21 protein-coding genes are annotated in these 18,521 nt (G+C 69.3%); 5 read left to right on the forward strand and 16 right to left on the reverse strand.

The window, feature by feature from the left end; all coding sequences use genetic code 11:
* Positions 1 to 46: 46 nt before the first annotated feature.
* Genes MJO54_RS12070 through hisD form a run of 6 tightly spaced genes read right to left on the reverse strand, consistent with a single transcriptional unit; the run spans position 47 to position 5,337 of the window.
* Positions 47 to 862, reverse strand: coding sequence for an inositol monophosphatase family protein (locus MJO54_RS12070; protein ID WP_046286255.1), 816 nt, complete (start codon positions 860 to 862; stop codon positions 47 to 49).
* A gap of 6 nt (positions 863 to 868) precedes the next feature.
* Positions 869 to 1,609, reverse strand: coding sequence for a bifunctional 1-(5-phosphoribosyl)-5-((5-phosphoribosylamino)methylideneamino)imidazole-4-carboxamide isomerase/phosphoribosylanthranilate isomerase PriA (priA, locus tag MJO54_RS12075; RefSeq protein WP_082957392.1), 741 nt, complete (start codon positions 1,607 to 1,609; stop codon positions 869 to 871).
* A gap of 20 nt (positions 1,610 to 1,629) precedes the next feature.
* Positions 1,630 to 2,253, reverse strand: a complete 624-nt coding sequence (gene hisH / locus MJO54_RS12080; protein WP_240174973.1) for an imidazole glycerol phosphate synthase subunit HisH — start codon at positions 2,251 to 2,253, stop codon at positions 1,630 to 1,632.
* Positions 2,250 to 2,858 carry an imidazoleglycerol-phosphate dehydratase HisB gene (gene hisB, locus MJO54_RS12085; protein ID WP_046286258.1) on the reverse strand — a complete coding sequence of 203 codons (609 nt, stop codon included), beginning with the start codon at positions 2,856 to 2,858 and terminating at the stop codon, positions 2,250 to 2,252. The genes hisH and hisB overlap by 4 nt, the downstream gene beginning before the upstream one ends.
* Positions 2,855 to 4,003, reverse strand: a complete 1,149-nt coding sequence (locus tag MJO54_RS12090) for a histidinol-phosphate transaminase (RefSeq protein ID WP_240174974.1) — start codon at positions 4,001 to 4,003, stop codon at positions 2,855 to 2,857. The genes hisB and MJO54_RS12090 overlap by 4 nt, the downstream gene beginning before the upstream one ends.
* Positions 4,000 to 5,337: a histidinol dehydrogenase gene (hisD, locus tag MJO54_RS12095; RefSeq protein WP_065153336.1), complete on the reverse strand. Its 1,338-nt coding sequence runs from the start codon at positions 5,335 to 5,337 to the stop codon at positions 4,000 to 4,002. The genes MJO54_RS12090 and hisD overlap by 4 nt, the downstream gene beginning before the upstream one ends.
* A gap of 109 nt (positions 5,338 to 5,446) precedes the next feature.
* Here hisD and MJO54_RS12100 point away from each other — a divergent pair, with 109 nt between their 5' ends.
* Complete coding sequence (locus tag MJO54_RS12100) at positions 5,447 to 5,857, forward strand: nitroreductase family deazaflavin-dependent oxidoreductase (RefSeq protein WP_046286261.1); 411 nt, start codon at positions 5,447 to 5,449, stop codon at positions 5,855 to 5,857.
* Between the two features lie 69 nt (positions 5,858 to 5,926).
* On the opposite strand, the gene nadC is transcribed toward MJO54_RS12100, so the two are convergent.
* From nadC to nadA, 3 genes are read right to left on the reverse strand one after another with little or no spacing between them, the layout of a single operon-like run.
* Entirely contained in the window at positions 5,927 to 6,781 is an 855-nt protein-coding gene (nadC, locus tag MJO54_RS12105) for a carboxylating nicotinate-nucleotide diphosphorylase (RefSeq protein WP_046286262.1), read from the reverse strand.
* Positions 6,781 to 8,370 carry an L-aspartate oxidase gene (locus tag MJO54_RS12110; protein WP_240174975.1) on the reverse strand — a complete coding sequence of 530 codons (1,590 nt, stop codon included), beginning with the start codon at positions 8,368 to 8,370 and terminating at the stop codon, positions 6,781 to 6,783. Before MJO54_RS12110 ends, nadC begins: the two co-directional genes overlap by 1 nt.
* Positions 8,367 to 9,419 (reverse strand): quinolinate synthase NadA, encoded by a 1,053-nt coding sequence (nadA, locus tag MJO54_RS12115; RefSeq protein ID WP_064889565.1) that lies wholly within the window; start codon positions 9,417 to 9,419, stop codon positions 8,367 to 8,369. Before nadA ends, MJO54_RS12110 begins: the two co-directional genes overlap by 4 nt.
* 45 nt (positions 9,420 to 9,464) lie before the next feature.
* Between nadA and MJO54_RS12120 the strand changes: the two genes are divergently transcribed.
* The gene (locus tag MJO54_RS12120; RefSeq protein WP_082957391.1) at positions 9,465 to 10,157 is read left to right on the forward strand and encodes an NUDIX hydrolase; all 693 of its coding nucleotides are present in this window, start codon (positions 9,465 to 9,467) and stop codon (positions 10,155 to 10,157) included.
* A 42-nt stretch (positions 10,158 to 10,199) separates the two neighbouring features.
* The gene (locus MJO54_RS12125; RefSeq protein ID WP_046283085.1) at positions 10,200 to 11,537 is read left to right on the forward strand and encodes a lipase family protein; all 1,338 of its coding nucleotides are present in this window, start codon (positions 10,200 to 10,202) and stop codon (positions 11,535 to 11,537) included.
* Here the strand turns inward: MJO54_RS12125 and MJO54_RS12130 are convergent.
* The 3 genes from MJO54_RS12130 to bioB are packed head-to-tail and all read right to left on the reverse strand — an operon-like array spanning position 11,503 to position 13,369.
* Complete coding sequence (locus tag MJO54_RS12130) at positions 11,503 to 12,135, reverse strand: DUF2567 domain-containing protein (protein WP_046283084.1); 633 nt, start codon at positions 12,133 to 12,135, stop codon at positions 11,503 to 11,505. The genes MJO54_RS12125 and MJO54_RS12130 overlap by 35 nt on opposite strands.
* Positions 12,132 to 12,371 (reverse strand): biotin synthase auxiliary protein BsaP, encoded by a 240-nt coding sequence (gene bsaP, locus MJO54_RS12135; RefSeq protein ID WP_192830542.1) that lies wholly within the window; start codon positions 12,369 to 12,371, stop codon positions 12,132 to 12,134. The genes MJO54_RS12130 and bsaP overlap by 4 nt, the downstream gene beginning before the upstream one ends.
* Positions 12,371 to 13,369: a biotin synthase BioB gene (gene bioB, locus MJO54_RS12140; protein WP_046283082.1), complete on the reverse strand. Its 999-nt coding sequence runs from the start codon at positions 13,367 to 13,369 to the stop codon at positions 12,371 to 12,373. Before bioB ends, bsaP begins: the two co-directional genes overlap by 1 nt.
* 101 nt (positions 13,370 to 13,470) lie before the next feature.
* Here bioB and MJO54_RS12145 point away from each other — a divergent pair, with 101 nt between their 5' ends.
* Entirely contained in the window at positions 13,471 to 14,046 is a 576-nt protein-coding gene (locus MJO54_RS12145; RefSeq protein WP_046283081.1) for a TetR/AcrR family transcriptional regulator C-terminal domain-containing protein, read from the forward strand.
* On the opposite strand, the gene MJO54_RS12150 is transcribed toward MJO54_RS12145, so the two are convergent.
* The 4 genes from MJO54_RS12150 to MJO54_RS12165 are packed head-to-tail and all read right to left on the reverse strand — an operon-like array spanning position 14,039 to position 17,716.
* A complete protein-coding gene (locus MJO54_RS12150; RefSeq protein WP_046283080.1) occupies positions 14,039 to 14,545 on the reverse strand; it encodes a 2'-5' RNA ligase family protein in 507 nt (168 codons plus the stop codon). The genes MJO54_RS12145 and MJO54_RS12150 overlap by 8 nt on opposite strands.
* A gap of 2 nt (positions 14,546 to 14,547) precedes the next feature.
* Entirely contained in the window at positions 14,548 to 15,228 is a 681-nt protein-coding gene (bioD, locus tag MJO54_RS12155; protein WP_046283079.1) for a dethiobiotin synthase, read from the reverse strand.
* Positions 15,225 to 16,382, reverse strand: a complete 1,158-nt coding sequence (locus MJO54_RS12160) for an 8-amino-7-oxononanoate synthase (RefSeq protein ID WP_046283078.1) — start codon at positions 16,380 to 16,382, stop codon at positions 15,225 to 15,227. The genes bioD and MJO54_RS12160 overlap by 4 nt, the downstream gene beginning before the upstream one ends.
* A gap of 41 nt (positions 16,383 to 16,423) precedes the next feature.
* Positions 16,424 to 17,716: an adenosylmethionine--8-amino-7-oxononanoate transaminase gene (locus MJO54_RS12165; RefSeq protein WP_152665876.1), complete on the reverse strand. Its 1,293-nt coding sequence runs from the start codon at positions 17,714 to 17,716 to the stop codon at positions 16,424 to 16,426.
* A 157-nt stretch (positions 17,717 to 17,873) separates the two neighbouring features.
* Here MJO54_RS12165 and ripD point away from each other — a divergent pair, with 157 nt between their 5' ends.
* The gene (gene ripD / locus MJO54_RS12170) at positions 17,874 to 18,512 is read left to right on the forward strand and encodes an NlpC/P60 family peptidoglycan-binding protein RipD (RefSeq protein WP_046283077.1); all 639 of its coding nucleotides are present in this window, start codon (positions 17,874 to 17,876) and stop codon (positions 18,510 to 18,512) included.
* Positions 18,513 to 18,521 lie beyond the last annotated feature (9 nt).

Below are 18,521 nucleotides of genomic sequence, written 5' to 3' on the forward strand. Positions count from 1 at the left end.
CGCCTCTCCTGCGTCGAGCCTCGCTGAACCGCTGTGCTGTTCCATGTCAGTAGTCCCCCGGTGCGCCGACTCGCTTGAGGATGTCGAGAATCTGATCGTGTGCCCCCGGCGCGGCGACCAGCGCCGAGTCCGAGTGGGCCGTCCACGGTGCGCCGGCCAGGTCGGTGACGATGCCGCCGGCTGCGCGCACCATGGCCACACCGGCCGCGTGGTCCCAGATGTGGTCGCCGAAACTGATTGCACCGCCAAGGGTTCCGTCGGCGACGTAGGCCAGGTCGATTCCGGTGGCGCCGTGCATCCGTGTCCGCGAGGTCACCCGGGTCAGGCCTTCGAGCACCGCAAGCCGGTAGCGGCCGGGGAACCGGCCGCGCCATTCGACGTTGAAGGTGCCGATACCGACCAACGAGTCGGCGAGGTCGACGGGTTTCAGGGGCGGCTGCGCCACCCCGTTGCGAATCAGCGGGCCGCCGGCGACCGCGGTGTAGCGCTGGTCGGCGAAGGGCAACCAGGTCAACCCCGCGACCGGCTCACCGTCGCGCAGCAGTCCCAGCAGAATCGCGGACATCGGTGATCCGGCGGCGTAGTTGAAGGTCCCGTCGATGGGATCCAGCACCCACACCAGCGGCGAATCGATCGGTGGGCCGCCGAATTCCTCACCGTGCACCCCGATTCCGGTTGCCGCCACCAGCGCCTCGGTGATCTGCCGTTCCAAGGCCAGGTCGACCTCGGTGGCGAAGTCGTTGGCGCCCTTGCGGACCGCGGAGTCGGCCCGGTGACCGGCCAGGAAAGGCTCGGTGGCGACATCGAGGATCTGCGACGCCGCTGCGACCAGCGCGTCCAGCTCCGCGGTGTCCAGCGCCATGTCGGCCTACTCCTGCACCGTTGACAGTGCCTCGGGCAGAGTGAAGCGACCCGCGTAGAGCGCCTTGCCGACGATGGCGCCTTCTACGCCGCGGCCGACCAGTGTGGCGATCGCCCGCAGGTCGTCCAGACTCGACACGCCCCCGGAGGCGATCACCGGCGCGTCGGTGCGGTCGGCGACTGCGCCGAGCAGCTCCAGGTTGGGGCCGCCCAGCGTGCCGTCCTTGGTCACGTCGGTGACTACGTAGCGCGAACAGCCTTCCCGGTCAAGACGTTCCAGTACCGGCCACAGGTCACCGCCGTCGGTCTCCCAGCCGCGGCCGCGCAGACGGTGGATGCCGTCGGGGTGATTGGGGTCGATCTGCACGTCCAGCCCGACCGCGACCTTCTCGCCGTGCTCAGCGATCGCCCGCGCGCACCACTGCGGGTTCTCCAAGGCCGCTGTGCCCAGGTTCACCCGTGCGCAGCCGGTGGCCAGCGCCGCCGCCAGCGTCTCGTCGTCGCGGATGCCGCCGGACAGTTCGACCTTCACGTCAAGGCGCCCAACGACATCGGCAAGCAGCGCGCGGTTCGATCCGCGTCCGAATGCGGCATCCAGATCGACCAGGTGGATCCATTCGGCGCCGTCGCGCTGCCAGCCCAGTGCGGCGTCCAGCGCCGAACCGTACTCGGTCTCGCTGCCGGCCTTGCCCTGCACCAGACGAACCGCGCGGCCATCGACCACGTCGACGGCCGGCAACAGAACCAGTGCCTTGTTCACAGCAGTACTCACAGTGCCTCCACCCAGTTGCTCAACAGTGTCGCCCCGGCATCCCCACTCTTTTCGGGGTGAAACTGGGTGGCGGCCAACGGCCCATCCTCGACAGCCGCCACGAACGGTACCTGATGGGTCGCCCAGGTCACCAAAGCCTGCGGACGCCCCTCCCACCGCTGTGCGGCGTAGGAGTGCACGAAGTAGAACCGGGTATCGGCGTCCAGCCCGGCCAACAGGGTGCTGCCGGGCGCGGCGTCGACGACGTTCCAGCCCATGTGCGGGATCACCGGGGCGTCCAGCCGCGTGACCGCACCCGGCCACTGGCCGCAGCCGGCGGTGTCCACCCCGAATTCGACTCCGTGGGCGAACAGGATCTGCATCCCGACACACACTCCGAGTACCGGGCGGCCGGCCTGTACTCGTTCGGCGATGATCTTGTCGCCGTTGACCTTGCGCAGCCCGGCCATGCATGCCGCGTATGCCCCGACGCCCGGCACCAGCAGACCGTCGGCATCGGCGGCGGCGTCGGCGTCGGCGGTCACCTCGACCTGGGCGCCGACCCGTTGCAGCGCGCGCTGGGCGGAGCGCAAGTTGCCGGAACCGTAGTCCAGGATCACCACCCTGGGAGAGCTGCTCACAGGGCTCCCTTGGTGGAAGGCACGCCGGTCACGCGCGGGTCGGGCTCCACAGCCTGGCGCAGCGCACGCGCGACGGCCTTGTACTCGGCCTCGGTGATGTGGTGTGGATCGCGTCCGTAGAGGACCCGCACGTGCAGTGCGATACGTGCGTTCGACGCCAGCGTCTCGAACACGTGCCGGTTGATCACTGTGTGATACGGCGCCTGCGTTCCAGCAATCGTGGTGTGCATCATGTGATCTGGCTCCCCAGTGTGCACGCAGTACGGTCGGCCGGACACGTCGACGGCAGCGTGGGCCAGCGTCTCGTCCATCGGGATGAACGCATCGCCGAATCGGCGAATGCCCTTCTTGTCGCCGAGCGCCTCGCCCAGCGCCTGCCCGAGCACGATCGCGGTGTCTTCGACGGTGTGGTGGGCCTCGATCTCGACGTCGCCGCGGGCGCGCACCGTCAGATCGAAACTGGCGTGACTGCCCAAGGCCGTCAGCATGTGATCGAAGAACGGCACGCCGGTCTCGATGTCAACGATGCCGGTGCCGTCCAGGTCGAGTTCGACCGTGATGTCGGATTCGCGGGTGGCGCGTTGCACCCGAGCGCGGCGGGTCATGAGTCTCCTAATAGCGGTTGGGCGAGCTCGGTGGCCGCAAGCTGCTTGCTGGCGGCGAGCAGTGCGTCGTTCTCCTCCGGAAGCCCGGTGGTGGCCCGCAGGTAGCCGGGGATGCCGACATCGCGGATGAGGATGCCGACATCCAGGTAGCGCTGCCAGGTTGCGGGGGCGTCGGCGAACTGGCCGAACAGCACGAAATTCGCGTCGCTGGGAATGACCCGAAATCCCATGGCGGACAGCTCGGCCGCGACGCGGTCCCGTTCGGCGATCAACTGCGCGACGCTGCCCAGAGTGTCGTCGGCGTGGCGGAGCGCGGCTCGCGCAGCTGCCTGGGTGACCACCGACAGGTGGTATGGCAGGCGAACCAGCAACATCGCATCGATCACCGCCGGGGCGGCGATCAGGTAGCCGAGCCGGCCGCCGGCGAACGCGAACGCCTTGCTCATGGTGCGGCTGACGATCAGCTTCGCCGGGTAGTCATCGATCAGCGCGATCGCGCTGGGCTGCGACGAGAATTCGCCGTAGGCCTCGTCGACGATCACGATCCCCGGCGACACTTCGAGCAGATTCCGCAGATCCGTGAGTGGAATGCTCTGTCCGGACGGGTTGTTCGGGGACGCGACGAACACCACGTCGGGGTGGTGCTCGGCGATGGCGGCGCGGGCCACCTCGACGTCCAGCCCGAAGTCAGAGGTCCGGTTGGCGGCCAGCCAGCGCGTCTGGGTGCCGTCGGAGATGATCGGGTGCATCGAGTAGGACGGAACGAATCCGATGGCGCTACGACCTGGACCGCCGAATGCCTGCAGCAACTGTTGCAGGATCTCGTTGGAGCCGTTGGCCGCCCACACATTGTCCGGCCCCACCCCGACGCCGGTCTGGGCGGTCAGATAAGCGGCCAGATCGGTGCGCAGCGCCACCGCATCGCGATCGGGATAGCGGTGCAGCTCGGCCGCGGCCTCACGCACCGAACGTGCCACGTCGTCGACGAGCGCCTGGCTCGGCGGATGCGGATTCTCGTTGGTGTTGAGCCGCACCGGAACTTCCAGTTGCGGTGCACCATAAGGCGACTTGCCGCGCAGGTCATCGCGCAGCGGTAGATCCGCCAGGCTGATCTGCGCGCCCGGGCGGGCTGGTGTGCCGCTCACTGCTCAAACCTCCGTCGTACCGCTTCGCCGTGTGAGGGAAGGTCTTCGGCCGTGGCCAGTGCGATCACGTGTCCGCTGACGTCTTTGAGTGCGGCCTCGGTGTAGTCGACGACGTGGATGCCGCGCAGGAACGTCTGCACAGACAGGCCACTGGAGTGCCGCGCACTGCCAGCGGTGGGCAGCACGTGGTTGGAGCCGGCGCAGTAGTCGCCGAGGCTGACCGGTGCGTACGGCCCGACGAAAATCGCACCGGCTGAACGGATTCGGGTCGCCACAGCCGCAGCATCGGCGGTCTGGATCTCGAGGTGCTCGGCGGCGTAGGCGTTGACCACGCGGATACCGGCGTCCAGGTCGTCGACCAGGACGATCGCCGACTGCGGTCCAGACAGCGCCGTGGTCACCCGCTCGCGGTGCACGGTGGTCTGCAGCTGGGCAGTCACCTCGCGGTCGGTGGCATCGGCCAGCTCGGGGCTGGTGGTGACCAGCACGCTGGCGGCCATCTCATCGTGCTCGGCCTGACTGATCAGGTCCGCGGCCAGATGCGCCGGGTGCGCGGTGTTGTCCGCGAGGATGGCGATCTCGGTGGGCCCGGCTTCGGCGTCGATCCCCACCTGCGAGCGGCACAACCGCTTGGCGGCGGTGACGTAGATGTTGCCGGGGCCGGTGACCATGTCGACCGGCGCCAGTTCACCACCATCGGCGTCGGTGCCGCCGTAGGCCAGCAACGCCACGGCCTGGGCACCGCCGACCGCCCAGACCTCGTCAACACCGAGCAACCGGGCTGCGGCCAGGATCGTCGGGTGCGGCAGACCGTCAAAGGCGGCCTGCGGCGGGCTGGCGATCACCAGGGACTCGACACCGGCGATCTGGGCCGGGACGACGTTCATCACCACGCTGGACGGGTAGACCGCGTTACCGCCCGGCACGTACAGGCCCACCCGCTCGACCGGAAGCCAGCGTTCGGTGACGGTGGCGCCTGGGGCCAGCGTGGTGGTGGTGTCGGTGCGCCGCTGATCGGAGTGGACCGCCCGGGCGCGGCTGATCGCCACCTCCAGAGCAGCACGTACGGCGGGGTCCAATTCGGCCAGTGCGCGCTCCAGCGCCGCATCCGGCACCCGGATCGTGGCCGGGCGGATCCGGTCGAAAGATTCGCCGAACTCCAATGCTGCCGCGGCCCCACGTTCGGCGACCGCCTCGACGATCGGGCGCACCCTCGGCAGCACCGCCTCCACGTCCACACCACCGCGTGGCAGGGCGGAGCGCAGCTGAGCTGCCGACTGTTCGGTGCCGCGCAGGTCGATGCGTGCCATCAGGCCGGTGTTCACACGGTCCATTGTCCCAGAGCGGCTCAAGCCAATATCGCAGCGCCAGCATGACCCGCCGTGCACCGGCTCGCGACTAGGGTGGTGCGCAGTGTGACGTCCCACGAGGAACGGAGTTGCCATGGCTTCCGACAAGGGTGCCGCTGACCCGTCCACGCTGCCGGCTGTGTTCCCGGCGTGGGTGGATCGCCTGCAGATCAAGTATGTGAACCCGGTGGTCAAGCCGCTGTCCAAGTTCATTCCGGGCACATCGGTGATCACCCATCGGGGACGCAAGTCCGGCAAGCCCTACGAGACTGTGGTGACCACCTACCGCAAGGGCAACATGCTGGCGATCGCGCTCGGACACGGCAAGACCGACTGGGTCAAGAACGTCGTGGCCGCCGGCGAGGCCGATGTTCAGCTGTCCCGCAGACAACTGCATGTGGTCAACCCGCGGATCCTGCCGGCCGGTTCGGGTGACACCTCGCTGCCGTTCCTGCTGCGGGTACAAAACCGCAAGGTGGCGGTGCTCGTCACCGATATCAGCTGAGTCGGCGCGTGATTTCGGCGCGGTTCTGCCCGCTGAGCGGGCAAGAGCGCGCCGAAATCGTTACATGTCTTACATGTCCAGGCCGATGTCGAGCACCTGCACCGAATGGGTGAGGCCCCCCACGGCCAGGTAGTCGACTCCGGTGGCGGCGTAGGCGCCGGCGCAGTCCAGGGTGAGTCCACCCGATGACTCCAGCAGTACGCCGGGCGCGCGGGAGTCGCGCCGCTGCACCGCCATCTGGGTCTGCCAGACCTCGAAGTTGTCCAGCAGCACCAACTCGGGCCCCTCGGCGAGCACCTCGTCGAACTGCTCGAGCGAGTCCACCTCGACCTCGCAGGGCACGTCGGGCGCCGCCGCCCGCACCGCCCGCAGCGCCGCTGCGACCGAACCCGCCGCGGCCACATGGTTGTCCTTGATCAGGGCGGCATCGCCCAGGCCCATCCGGTGATTCACCCCGCCGCCGACGCGCACCGCGTACTTCTGCAGCACCCGCAGCCCGGGCAGCGTCTTGCGGGTGTCGCGGATGCGGGCCGACGTGCCGTCCACCGCATCGACCCAGGCCGCGGTGGCCGTAGCGATCCCGGACAGGTGGCACACCAGGTTGAGCATGGTGCGCTCGGCGGTCAGCAGGCCGCGAGTGTCGGCCTTGAGGCTCAGTACCGGTGCGCCGGCCGGCAGCCGGGCGCCGTCGGCCACCTGGTCCAACACCTGGTAGCCGTCGGATCCGAGGACTTCGTCGAGCACCAGCAGCGCCAGTTCGACCCCGGCGATCACCCCGGGCACCCGAGTGACCATGGCCGCTTCGGCCGTCACACCGGCGGGAACCGTTGCGGCGGTGGTGACATCGGGCCCGTAACGCAGATCCTCATCGAGCGCGCGGGCGATGACCTGGCGTGCCTCGTCGAGTTCGGTCTCGGACAGCATCACGATGCGACTCCCGCGGGTGTCTCGAGCGCGACAATCCCGTCGCGCAGCCGGATGGTGGAACTACGGGCCTGACCGGGGTCGATGGCCGGGCAGTCGGCCCGATGGTGGCAGCCTCGGCTTTCGGCGCGCGCCGACGCCGCCACCGCGACGACCCGGGCGGCCAAGGTCAGTGCGGCGTCCTCGACGCCGGCCCGGTCGGTGACCTGGCGTGTACCGGCGCCGGCCAGCAGCTCCTGCAGCTGGGTGAGCCCGCGCGCGTCGCGGACCACCGAGGCGTCGCGCGACATCGCTTCCTGCAGCGTCGGCCGGTCCAGTGCCGCGTGCCGGGCTGGCTCGGCTACCGCGGCGTCGGACTGACCCACCGCGGCGGCGTGCGCCGCAGCCGCAGCGCCCGCGCGGTCACCGACCACCAGGCCTTCCAGCAAGCTGTTGGAAGCCAATCGGTTGGCGCCGTGCATCCCGGTTCGTGCCACCTCGCCCGCGGCGAACAGGCCGGGCAACTCGGTGCGGCCGGTCACGTCGGTGATCACGCCACCACAGCTGTAGTGCGCACCCGGAACCACCGGAATCGGTTGGCGCACAGGGTCGATACCGGCGCCGTGGCAGGCTGCGGTGACGGTCGGGAAGCGTTCTGCGAAACCGTCGATCCCGCGCGCGTCGAGATACGCGCACTGGTCGCCGGTCTCGCGCAGGCGCGCGTCGATCGCCCCCGCGACCACGTCGCGCGGAGCCAGGTCCCCCATCGGGTGCACGCCTTCGGTGATCGATGCGCCGCGGGCATCGATCAGCTTGGCGCCTTCTCCGCGCACCGCCTCGGTGATCAGCGGCCTGCGCCCGCCACTGGAGCTGCCGTTGACGGCTCCGGAGAACAGCATGGTCGGATGGAACTGGATGAATTCCAGGTCGCTGACCGTGACGCCGGCCCACAGTGCTAGGGCCACCCCGTCGCCTGTCGCCCCACCGGGATTGGTGGTCGCCCGGTACAAGTGGCCCAGACCGCCGGTCGCCAGCACCACCGACGGGGCGTGGATCACGCCGATTCCGTCGGCATTGGCCACCAGCACACCGGTGACGCGCTCGGCGTCACGCAGGATTTGCAGCACCACCTGGCCGCAGCGAACATCGAGTTCGGCGGCGGCCTGGTCCAGGGCACGTTGCACCTCGGCCCCGGTGGCGTCGCCGCCGGCATGAATGATGCGGCGCCGGGAATGTCCGCCTTCGCGGGTGAGCGCCCAGTTCCCGTCCGAGCCCTGGTCGAACACCGCACCCGCGCCGGCAAGGTCAGAGACCGCGCGATAGCCGTCGGCCACGATCGAGGTCACCGCGTCGCGGTCGCACAATCCGCCGCCGGCGGCGAGGGTGTCGGCGACGTGTGCCGCCACCGAGTCGTCATTGCCCGGCAGGACCACCGCGATCCCGCCCTGGGCGTAGTGCGTCGCCGTTGCCGCGGAACCCGCAGCGGACTTGCTGAGTACCACGACCTCGCGCCCGGCGCGGCGCGCGGACCGCGCCGCCGCCAGCCCACCGACACCCGTGCCGATGACGACGACATCGGCCCGCTGCTGCCAGCTGGGACCAGCGGTCACTTGCTGACCGGGACGGAGTGTCCGATCGCGATCATCCGCTGCACGCTGCGGGCTGCCAGGCGCGCCGTCTCGGGGTCGACGTGGATCTCGTCGGCACCCTCCGTCAGGCTGCGCAGCAGGGCCGCCGGGGTGATCATCTTCATGTACTTGCAGGCCGCCTTGCGGTTGACCGCCTCGAAGTCGACTTGCGGGGCAGCCTTGCGCAGCTGGTGGATCATGCCGATCTCGGTGGCGACCAGCACCTTGCGAGCCCCGGTACGCGCGGCCTCCTCAAGCATGCCGCCGGTGGAGAGGATCTTGACCTGCTCCTCGGGGAAATGGCCCTCGCCGACCAGGTACAGCGACGACGTCGCGCAGCCGCATTCGGGGTGCACGAACAGTTCGGCGTCGGGGTTGGCCCGCGCCTTCTCCGCGAGTTCGTCGCCGTTGATGGCGGCGTGCACGTGGCACTCGCCGGCCCAGATGTGGATGTTGTCGCGGCCGGTGACCCGTTTGACGTGCTGGCCCAGGAACTGGTCAGGCAAGAACAGCACCTCGCGGTCCGGATCGATCGCGTTGACCACATCGACGGCATTCGACGAGGTGCAGCAGTAGTCGGTCAGGGCCTTGACCGCCGCGGTGGTGTTCACGTAGGACACCACGACGGCGTCGGGGTATTCGTCGCGCCAGGCCTGCAGCTCCTCGGCGGTGATCGAGTCGGCCAGCGAACAGCCCGCCCGGGTGTCGGGCAGCAGCACCGTCTTGTCCGGAGACAGGATCTTGGCCGTCTCGGCCATGAAGTGCACACCGCAGAACACGATGGTGTCTTCGTCGGCGGTGGCTGCGATCCGGGCCAGCGCCAGGGAGTCCCCGACGTGGTCGGCGATGTCTTGGATCGCCGGCAGCTGGTAGTTGTGGGCGAGGATCGTCGCGTTGCGTTCCTTCTTGAGCCGCAGAACCTCGGCCACCCACTCCTCGTCGGGTTCGATACCGCTGTAGCCGGCCGGCGAGTTCACGATGCGGTCGGCCAGGCTGTTTGCCTGCACACCGCTGTCGGTGAGGGTGGTCATGAGCGACTCCTTCTCAAAACAGGTTTTCGACTTATAATCGAAAACGTGGTCCATACTAGCACCGCGCACGAAGTGCTCACCGTGGTCTTCCAGGTTGGCGGCCTTGACCAGCGCCGTCCCCGACTCAATGTGCTGCTGTGGGAACGCGCGCGCGAACCGCAGTCGGGGCGCTGGTCACTGCCCGGTGGCCTGCTGCGCAACGACGAGGATGTCACGGCATCGGCCCGTCGCCAGCTGGCCGAGAAGGTCGATCTACGTGAGATCGCCCACCTTGAGCAGCTGGCTGTGTTTTCCGACCCCGGCCGCGTGCCGGGAGTCCGCACTATCGCCTCGACGTTTCTGGGCCTGGTGCCCTCCCCCGCCGACCCGGAATTACCGAGTGACACCCACTGGCATCCGGTTGACGACTTGCCGCCGATGGCGTTCGACCACGGACCGATGGTGGCGCACGCACACAGCCGTCTGGTGGCAAAGATGTCGTACACCAACATTGGATTCGGTTTGGCGCCAACCGAATTCATCCTGTCAACGCTGCGCGACATCTACAGCGTCGTGTTGGACTACCAGGTCGACGCGACCAACCTGCAGCGGGTGTTGGTGCGCCGTGGGGTGATCACCCGTACCGGCACCACCGCCCGTTCAGGGCGAAGCGGGGGCCGTCCGGCGGCCCGATATCGGTTCACCGACTCCGAACTTCGCGTCACCGACGAATTCGCCGCGTTGCGTCCGCCCGGGTGAGTCGACTGGAATCTTAACGCCTTCTTAAGCAACAATGCCGGGATGGACGTCGACAGTCTGGCCCGCGAAACATCTGTCGAGTGGATCGGGCAGGCCCCGCACCAGCCGTTGCAAGCGGGCGAACGCCCCCTGCCGGTCGCCGAAGATCCGTTCTATGAGCCACCTGCCGGCTTCCAGCACGCGGTGGTCGGCACCGTTCTCCGCTCTCGCGACGTTGAGCTGGCCTTTTTGGGCCTAATCCCGCAGCAACTGCAGGCCACCCAGCTGCTGTACCGTACCGTCGACCGCAACAACGTCCCGCAGGTGTCGGTGACCACCGTGGTGGTGCCCACCGATCGGGATCGGACCCGGCCGACTCCGATCGTGTCGTACCAGTGCGCGATCGACGCGGTGGACGGTCGGTGTTTCCCGTCTTTCGCGCTGCGCCGCCTCGCTCGGGCGCACGGATCGTTCACCCAACTCGAGTTCGTGCTGATCGCAGCCGTCCTGTCGCAGGGGTGGGCGGTGTCGATTCCCGACCATGAGGGCCGCTTCGGTCACTGGGGGGCACCGGACGAACCCGGCTACTACGTGCTCGACGCGCTGCGGGCCGCGCTGGGCTTCGAACAGCTGGGACTGTCCCCCGACACCCCGGTGGGCCTGTGGGGCTATTCCGGCGGCGGCCTGTCCACGGCGTGGGCGGCCCAGGTCTGCGGCGACTACGCGCCCGACCTCAACATCGTCGGCGCTGCCCTGGGCTCACCGGTGGGCGATTTGGGCAACACCCTGCAGCGACTCAACGGGTCATTCTGGTCCGGCCTGCCGGCCATCATGATCTCCGCGCTGGCCCGGGTCTATCCCGACCTCGACAAGGTCATCGAGGAGCACGCCACCGTCGAAGGCCGTGCACTGCTGCACTCACTGGAGTCGGTCACCACCGCGAGCGCGGTGCTGCGATTGCACCACCGAGCCCTGGACACCTTCATCGACCGGCCGCTGCAGCAACTGATCGAACACCCCGTCGTCCAGCACGTGTTCGACGACACCCGGTTGGGCGGCGAGATCCCGGCTGTCCCGGTGCTGATGCTGCAGGCCATCCACGACCAGGTGATCTCCGTCGACGACATCGACACCCTCGCCGAGACCTACGCCGCCGGCGGCGTGCGGATCACCTATCACCGCGATCTGCTCAGCGAGCACGTGACCTTGCATCCACTGTCGGCACCGATGGTGCTGGACTGGTTGCGGGACCGGTTCGCCAATCGGCCGTTGCCCCAGACACCGGTGAGCAGCGCGTGGCCGGCGTTGCTGAATCCCAAGACCTACCTCGGGCTGTTGCGCCTGGGTGTGGTCGCGGGCCGGGTCATCACCGGCGGGGCGGTGCGACGCCTTCCGCTGTGACGGCAGGCTGCGGTCGCCGCACGGGCTCCGGCGGATAGCCGCCAAGGTCATCACGAGTGCTCCACGTGGCGCACATGCCGTACACCAGCGCCGCAGTGGCGGCGGGCAACAGCAGTGAGGCCGCGATCTGCAGCGGCGTGTGTCCGAAGAACACCGGCGGCCCCTCGGCGACGTAGTGCACCCGGTGCTCGGGGCTCACCGGTGCGGCCTCGACATCGATCGTGCCGTAGCGCCGCTGCACCAAGACGGTGCCGGTCAGTACCGCCAGCACTGCCCCGGCACTCAGGCCCACCAACAGGCCGGCGACCATTCCCGGCCCCCGATGCGCCCGCCACTGCCAGGCCAGGGTGGCCGCTACCACCGCCGTCACACTCAACAGGCCGAGCAGCAGAAACGGCGCGATGAAGAAGTGTTCGGCCTCGTTGCCCAGGTAGGCCTGCACTCGTTCGCCGCTGCGGGTCAATGCCACTACCCCATTGATGGGCGGGGCGACCCACGCCCACAAGGCGCCGATCGGCAGGCCCACCACGGCCAATCCGGCCGCGATGGTCAGGTACGCGCGTCCCCGCGTGATCCGCGGGGCGCCGGGCGATGTCACCGCTGGGTGTCCAGGTCGGTCGAATCGACCAGGCCGTGCCGCGAGCACTTGGCCCACCAACCGTCCGGGCGGACCTGCACCATCATCCGGCGACCGCAGGATGCGCAGAATCGCGGCGGCTCCAGACCCAACTGGGCCGCGGTGGGCAGCGATGCGCCGGCAGGATCGTCGATCTGCACGCCGGTGTAGACGTTGTAGACACCGGCTCCCACCGGAACGGGCAGGTCGCGGACCATCACAGGGTGGCGTTGAGTGCCTTGATCGGCATCTGCAGGTCGTCGAGCAGTTCCAGATCGGTCTCGGCCGGCCGGCCCAGGGTCGTCAGGTAGTTGCCGACGATGATGGCGTTGATGCCGCCCAGGATGCCCTGCTTGGCGCCCAGGTCGCCCAGCGTGATCTCCCGGCCGCCCGCGAAGCGCAGCATGGTGCGCGGCAGGGCCAGCCGGAACGCAGCGACAGCCCGCAGTGCGTCGGCGGCCGGCAGCACTTCCAAGTCGCCGAACGGGGTGCCCGGGCGCGGGTTGAGGAAGTTCAGCGGTACTTCGTCGGGGTTCAGCTCAGCCAGATCGGCGGCGAACTCCGCGCGCTGTTCCAGCGTCTCGCCCATGCCGAGGATGCCGCCGGAGCAGACCTCCATGCCGGCTTTGGCCACCATGCGCAGGGTCTCCCAGCGCTCTTCCCAAGTGTGGGTGGTGACGACGTTGGGGAAATGCGATCGCGCGGTCTCCAGGTTGTGGTTGTAGCGGTGCACGCCCATGGCGGCCAGCTTGTCCACCTGCTCCTGGGTCAGCATGCCCAGCGAACAGGCGATCTGGATGTCGACCTCGTTGCGGATCGCTTCGATGCCCGCGGCGACCTGGGCCAGCAGCCGTTCGTCGGGCCCGCGTACCGCGGCGACGATGCAGAACTCGGTGGCACCGGTCTTGGCGGTCTGCTTGGCCGCCTCGACCAGGCTGGGAATGTCCAGCCACGCGCTGCGCACGGGCGAGGAGAACAGTCCCGACTGCGAGCAGAAGTGGCAATCCTCCGGGCAGCCACCGGTTTTCAGGCTGATGATGCCCTCGACCTCGATCTCCGGACCGCACCAGCGCATCCGCACCTCGTGGGCCAACGCCAGCAGCTCATCGAGGCGGTCGTCGGGCAGCTGCAGCACCTCGAGAACCTGATCGCGCCGCAACGCCTCGCCGCGCTCCAGTACCTGTTCCCGCGCCAGCGCCAGGATGTCGTCAGTCATGCGCGCCGCTCCTCCTCATCGCTTCGCTTCTGCATCGTCGCCGCCGCGGGTCACGCGTGCTCCCCTCAAGACTTGAACGGTGTTCAGGTTAGGCTAGCGGGGTGCAGCTGCACAAACCTGACGTGGTCGCCGCGGCGACCACCATCCTGGACGACTACGGCATCGCCGATCTGTCGATGCGCCGGCTGGCGCGCGAGCTCAATGTCAGCCCCAGCGCGCTGTACTGGCATTTCGCCAACAAGCAGCAGCTTCTGGGGGCGGTCGCCGACCGCGTATTGGCGCCGGCCTGTGCAGACCCCGGGCCGGGCGGCTGGCAGTGGCGGATCCAGACCGTAGGTGAACGCCTGCGGGATGCACTGCTGTCTCACACCGACGGCGCCGAACTGGTGTCGGCCAGCATGGCGGCGGGTCAGTCCCGGGCGGCCACCGACATTCTGGCGCTGTTGGCGGAGTCGGCGACCGCCGCAGGCGTGCACCCGGATCAGGCCGGGCAGGTCGCCCGCACCGTCGTCTACTACGTCTTGGGGTTCACCGCCGACGAACAGTCCCGCCTGCAGTGGGACGCCGCCGGGGCCGCCGAGATCACGCCCGAGGCCGACCCGAGCAGCGCATTCGCGTTCGGGCTGGGATTGCTGATCGACGGGCTGGCGATGCGGGCCGGTCTCGCAGTCAGGTAATGAGATATTCGGTGCGCGCGTTGCCATCCCATCGGCGCAGCCCGACAAAGCTCCCGCTGATATCGGAGCGGCCGGCGATGCGCTGAGCCCGGCCCAACTGGGCCGGACCGACCCGGCGGGCCAGCGTAGTGTGCGCCGTCCACTGGCCGGGCGCCACATTGGCCAGCGGGCCCGGACTCAGATGCGGCGCGCACAACCGGTACACCTGCTCGTGCAGCTCCAGCAGTGCCGCCGTCGGCACCACCAGCCGAGCCAGTACCCCGTGCGAGCGGCCGAAGATCAGCGTCGCGCCAAGCGTGCAGGCCATGGGCAGTCGGTGAGCAACGGTGGCCAGCGCGGCGTCGACCTGCGGGTCGATGCGCTGGGTGACCACCAGGGTGACGTGCGGTCGAGCGGCCGGGGCCTGGCTGGGCACCCCGGCGGCGGCCAGATCGGTCCAGATCTGCCGGACCGTTGTCTCGGTGTCGGCGTCGAAGACCAGCTCGATCGAGTGCACCATTGCTACCCCGCCAGGGTGCGCACCCAATCGGTGTCGAACGCTGCGGTACTCATCGCGGCGAACTCCGCATCGCCCAGCGCGCCGGCTCCGGCCGGCAGCACGGCGCGTACCGGCGCCTGCCGGGCCAGCACCCCGCGATTGCTGGCGGCGGCCGGTCCGGGCTGAGGCGGCCAGCTGCCGATCACCAGACCGGCGCACGACAACCCTTGACCGGCAAGCGATTCCAGGGTCAGTGCGGTGTGATTTAAGGTGCCCAGTTCGGCGTCGACCACCACCAGCACGGCAGCCCCAAGGTCGACGGCCAGATCGCGCAGCGTGACGCCGCCGGCGGCCAGCTCCACCAGTAGGCCACCGGCGCCCTCCACGAGGGTCAGTCGTCCCGGCCGGTCGGCGGCGCGGATCATGGCCAGCAGGTCTGCGCGGGTCGGCAGCGCCATACCGGCCTGCTCGGCCGCTGCCGCCGGGGCCAGCGGCGCCGGATAGCGGGCGGCGCCGAACAGTTCGCTCACCCCCGACAGCCGGCCGACCTCGGCCAGGTCGTCGTCACCGTCCGCGGTGCCGGTCTGAACCGGCTTGCATACCGCCACATCCAGGTCCGCCTGCCGGGCAGCGCCGGCCAGCGCGGCGGTGGCGACCGTCTTGCCCACCCCGGTGCCAGTGCCGGTGATGACCAGGATGGTCATGACAAGGAGGCGGGATGGTCGCGCAGCACGTCGCGCAGCACCCGTCGCGCCAGCTCCAGATCGTCGGTGGTCAGCGAAGCCCGCGCGGTCAACCGCAGCCGCGATGTGCCCGCCGGCACCGTGGGCGGCCGGAAGCAGCCGACCCGGACCCCAGCATCCAGGCATGCCGTCGCGGCGGCTACCGCGGTCTCCGCGTCCCCGAGAATGACCGAGACCACCGCCGATTCCGGCTGATGGCCCAGTCCACAGATCCCCGCCAGCACGCCGGCGTGCCGCAATACGTCGGCGGCGCGCGATGGCTCGGCAATCAGCACGTCCAGGGCGGCCGAGGCGGCACCCAGCGCCGCCGGGGCCAGACCGGTGTCGAAGATGAACGTGCGGGCGGCGTCGATGAGGTGGTCGCGAACCTCCACCGGTCCCAGCACCGCACCGCCCTGACTGCCTAGGGCCTTGGACAACGTCGTAGTGACCACCACGTCGGGTGCGCCGGCCAGCCCGACCTCGTGCACCAGCCCGCGGCCGCCGGCGCCCCGCACGCCCAGCGCGTGCGCCTCATCGACGATCAACAGCGCGCCGTATCGGCGGCATACCTCATGCAGTTGGCGCAGCGGGGCCAGCGCGCCGTCCGTGCTGAACACCGACTCGGTGAGTACCACGGCGCGGTCCTCGGTCCGGCCGGCCAGGGCGACGGCCACCGCGTCCACGTCACGGTGCTCGGTGACGACGACCCGCGCCCTCGAGAGCCGGCAGGCGTCCACCAGAGATGCGTGACAGTAGGCGTCCGACACCAGCAGTGCCCCCGGCCCGGACAGGCTGACCACCGCGCCGAGGTTGGCGGTGTAACCGGAGGAGAACACCAAACCCGCTGGCGCACCGACGAAGTCGGCAAGTTTCTGTTCGAACTGCTGATGCAGTTCGGTATTGCCGGTCACCAGGCGCGATCCCCCGGCGCCGCCGCCCCAGGTCTGCAGCGCCTCGACACCGCCGGCGATGACGGCCGGGTGTGTCGCCAGGCCGAGGTAGTCGTTGGACGCCAGGTCCAGTTCGGTGGCGACGACGGGCCGCACCCGCAGTGAGCGTCGCAGACCGGCCTGTCGACGCCGCTGTTCCACTTCGGCCAGCCAGGCCAGTGGCGACACATCGGTGCGGGTCACGCGGCGCTCCCTGTGCGGTCTCGAGACGACTTGAACACTGTTCAGGCTAAGGCATGCACCGCGCCGACCATCGCGCCGCCGATCCGGGCGATCTCCTCGGGCGTGCAGACGTAGGGCGGCATCGCGTAGATCAGGTTGCGGAACGGGCGTAGCCACACGCCGTCGGCCAGCGCCGCTCGAGTCGCAACGGCCAGGTCCACTGGCTGCCGGCATTCGATGACTCCGATGGCACCGCAGACGCGGACATCGGCGACTCCGGGTAGCTCATGTGCGGGTTCCAGGGCGGCGGTCAACCCGGCACCGATCTCGGCGACCGAGGCGCGCCAGTCCTGGCCCAGTAGCAGCTCGGTGCTGGCGACCGAGACCGCACAGGCCAGCGGGTTCGCCATGAACGTCGGCCCGTGCATCAGTGCGCCGGCTTCGCCGCCGCTGATGGTGTGGGCGATCTCGGTGCTGCACAAGGTGGCGGCCAGGCTGAGGTAGCCGCCGGTCATGGCCTTGCCGACACACATGATGTCGGGGCTCACGCCCACGTGGTCGGCGGCGAAGAGTTCACCGGTGCGCCCGAAGCCGGTGGCGATCTCGTCGAATATCAGCAGCACGCCGTGGCGGGTGCAGGACTCGCGCAGGTCCGCCAGATAACGCGGATCGTGGAAGCGCATGCCGCCCGCGCCCTGCACCACCGGCTCGACGATCACGGCCGCCAACTCTTCGCGGTGCTGCTCCAGCTGCGCCTCGAACGCGGCACTGTAGGCCGGGTCGTAGTCGCGGGGCACCTGCGGGGCGAACAGCTGCGCCGCCAAGACATCGCGCCACAGCGAGTGCATGCCCCCATCGGGGTCGCAGACGCTCATCGGGGTGAACGTGTCGCCGTGGTAGCCGCCGCGCCAGGTCATCAACCGGTGTTTGGCGCCGCGGCCGCGAGCGCGCCAGTACTGCAGCGCCATCTTGACCGCGACCTCCACCGACACCGACCCCGAGTCGGAGAAGAACACCGTGTCCAGCCCGGCCGGGGTGATGTCGACCAGCAGCTTGGCCAGCCGGGCGGCGGGTTCGTGGGTGAGCCCGCCGAACATGACGTGGCTCATCGTGCCCACCTGCGCCGTGAGCGCGGCATCCAGATCGGGGTGGCCGTGGCCGTGGATCGCAGTCCACCAGGAGCTCATCGCGTCGAGTACGTCAACCGGTGCATCGTCGACGACCAAAGTCAGGTAGGCGCCTCGGGCGGCCAGCGCCACCGTCGGCGCCAGAGATTCGGCGCCAATGGTGCTGTATGGATGCCACAGGTGTGCGGCGTCGATGGCGCTGATCTGGTCGGGACTCAACGCGGACATGCCTGACGACAGTAGTGGCCGCCGGCGTAACCGTTGGATCACAGGTTGCGCAATTTCTCCTCCACGGCGGCTGACGGGGCGTAAACGCCGGTAGTCTCTGTGACAGAAGTGACGAGTGATACTGCCGTGAATATCGGCCGAGAAGGGGGTTGCTCCTATGAAACGCGTCTGCGCTACCGCGATCGCATTGGCGGCGGCCCTGGCCCCGGCGCTGACCACCGCGCCTGCCTCTGCCGACCCGCTGTCACAGACCGGTCAGAACCAGCTCGTCGAGCGGGTGATCCAGCGTGCGCTGTCGCAGCGCGGCGTGCCCTTCGTCTACGGCGGCGGTGACGTCAACGGGCCCACCAACAGCGCGCGGGCCCGCGCGGCCACCACCCGCAGCTCGCTGACCGACATCACCGGCCGCGCCAGCCTCCCGAGCGCCCCCAGCAATCCCCTGCTGCCCGGCAGCGTCACCCCGGCCCTGCCGGGTGCGTCGCTGGTGCCGACCGAGGAAATCCCGGACACCACCACCGTCGGTTTCGACGCATCCGGCCTGATCCAGTACGCGTTCGCCGGTGCCGGCATCAGGATGCCGCGCACCTCCGGCGAGCAGTGCAGCGTCGGACAGAAGGTCCCGCCCGCTCAGGCCCGCCCAGGTGATCTGCTGTGCTACGGCCCGGGCGGAACCCAGAGCGTCGCGCTGTACCTGGGCAACAACCAGATGATCGAGGGCACCAGCCCCGCGGTCGCGGTGTCGCCGGCGCGCACCTCCAACATGGTCCCCTACCTGACCCGGGTGCTCGGTTCCTGACCGACTCGG

It is taken from the genome of Mycolicibacter virginiensis, from assembly GCF_022374935.2.
Taxonomy (GTDB): Bacteria; Actinomycetota; Actinomycetes; order Mycobacteriales; family Mycobacteriaceae; genus Mycobacterium; species Mycobacterium virginiense.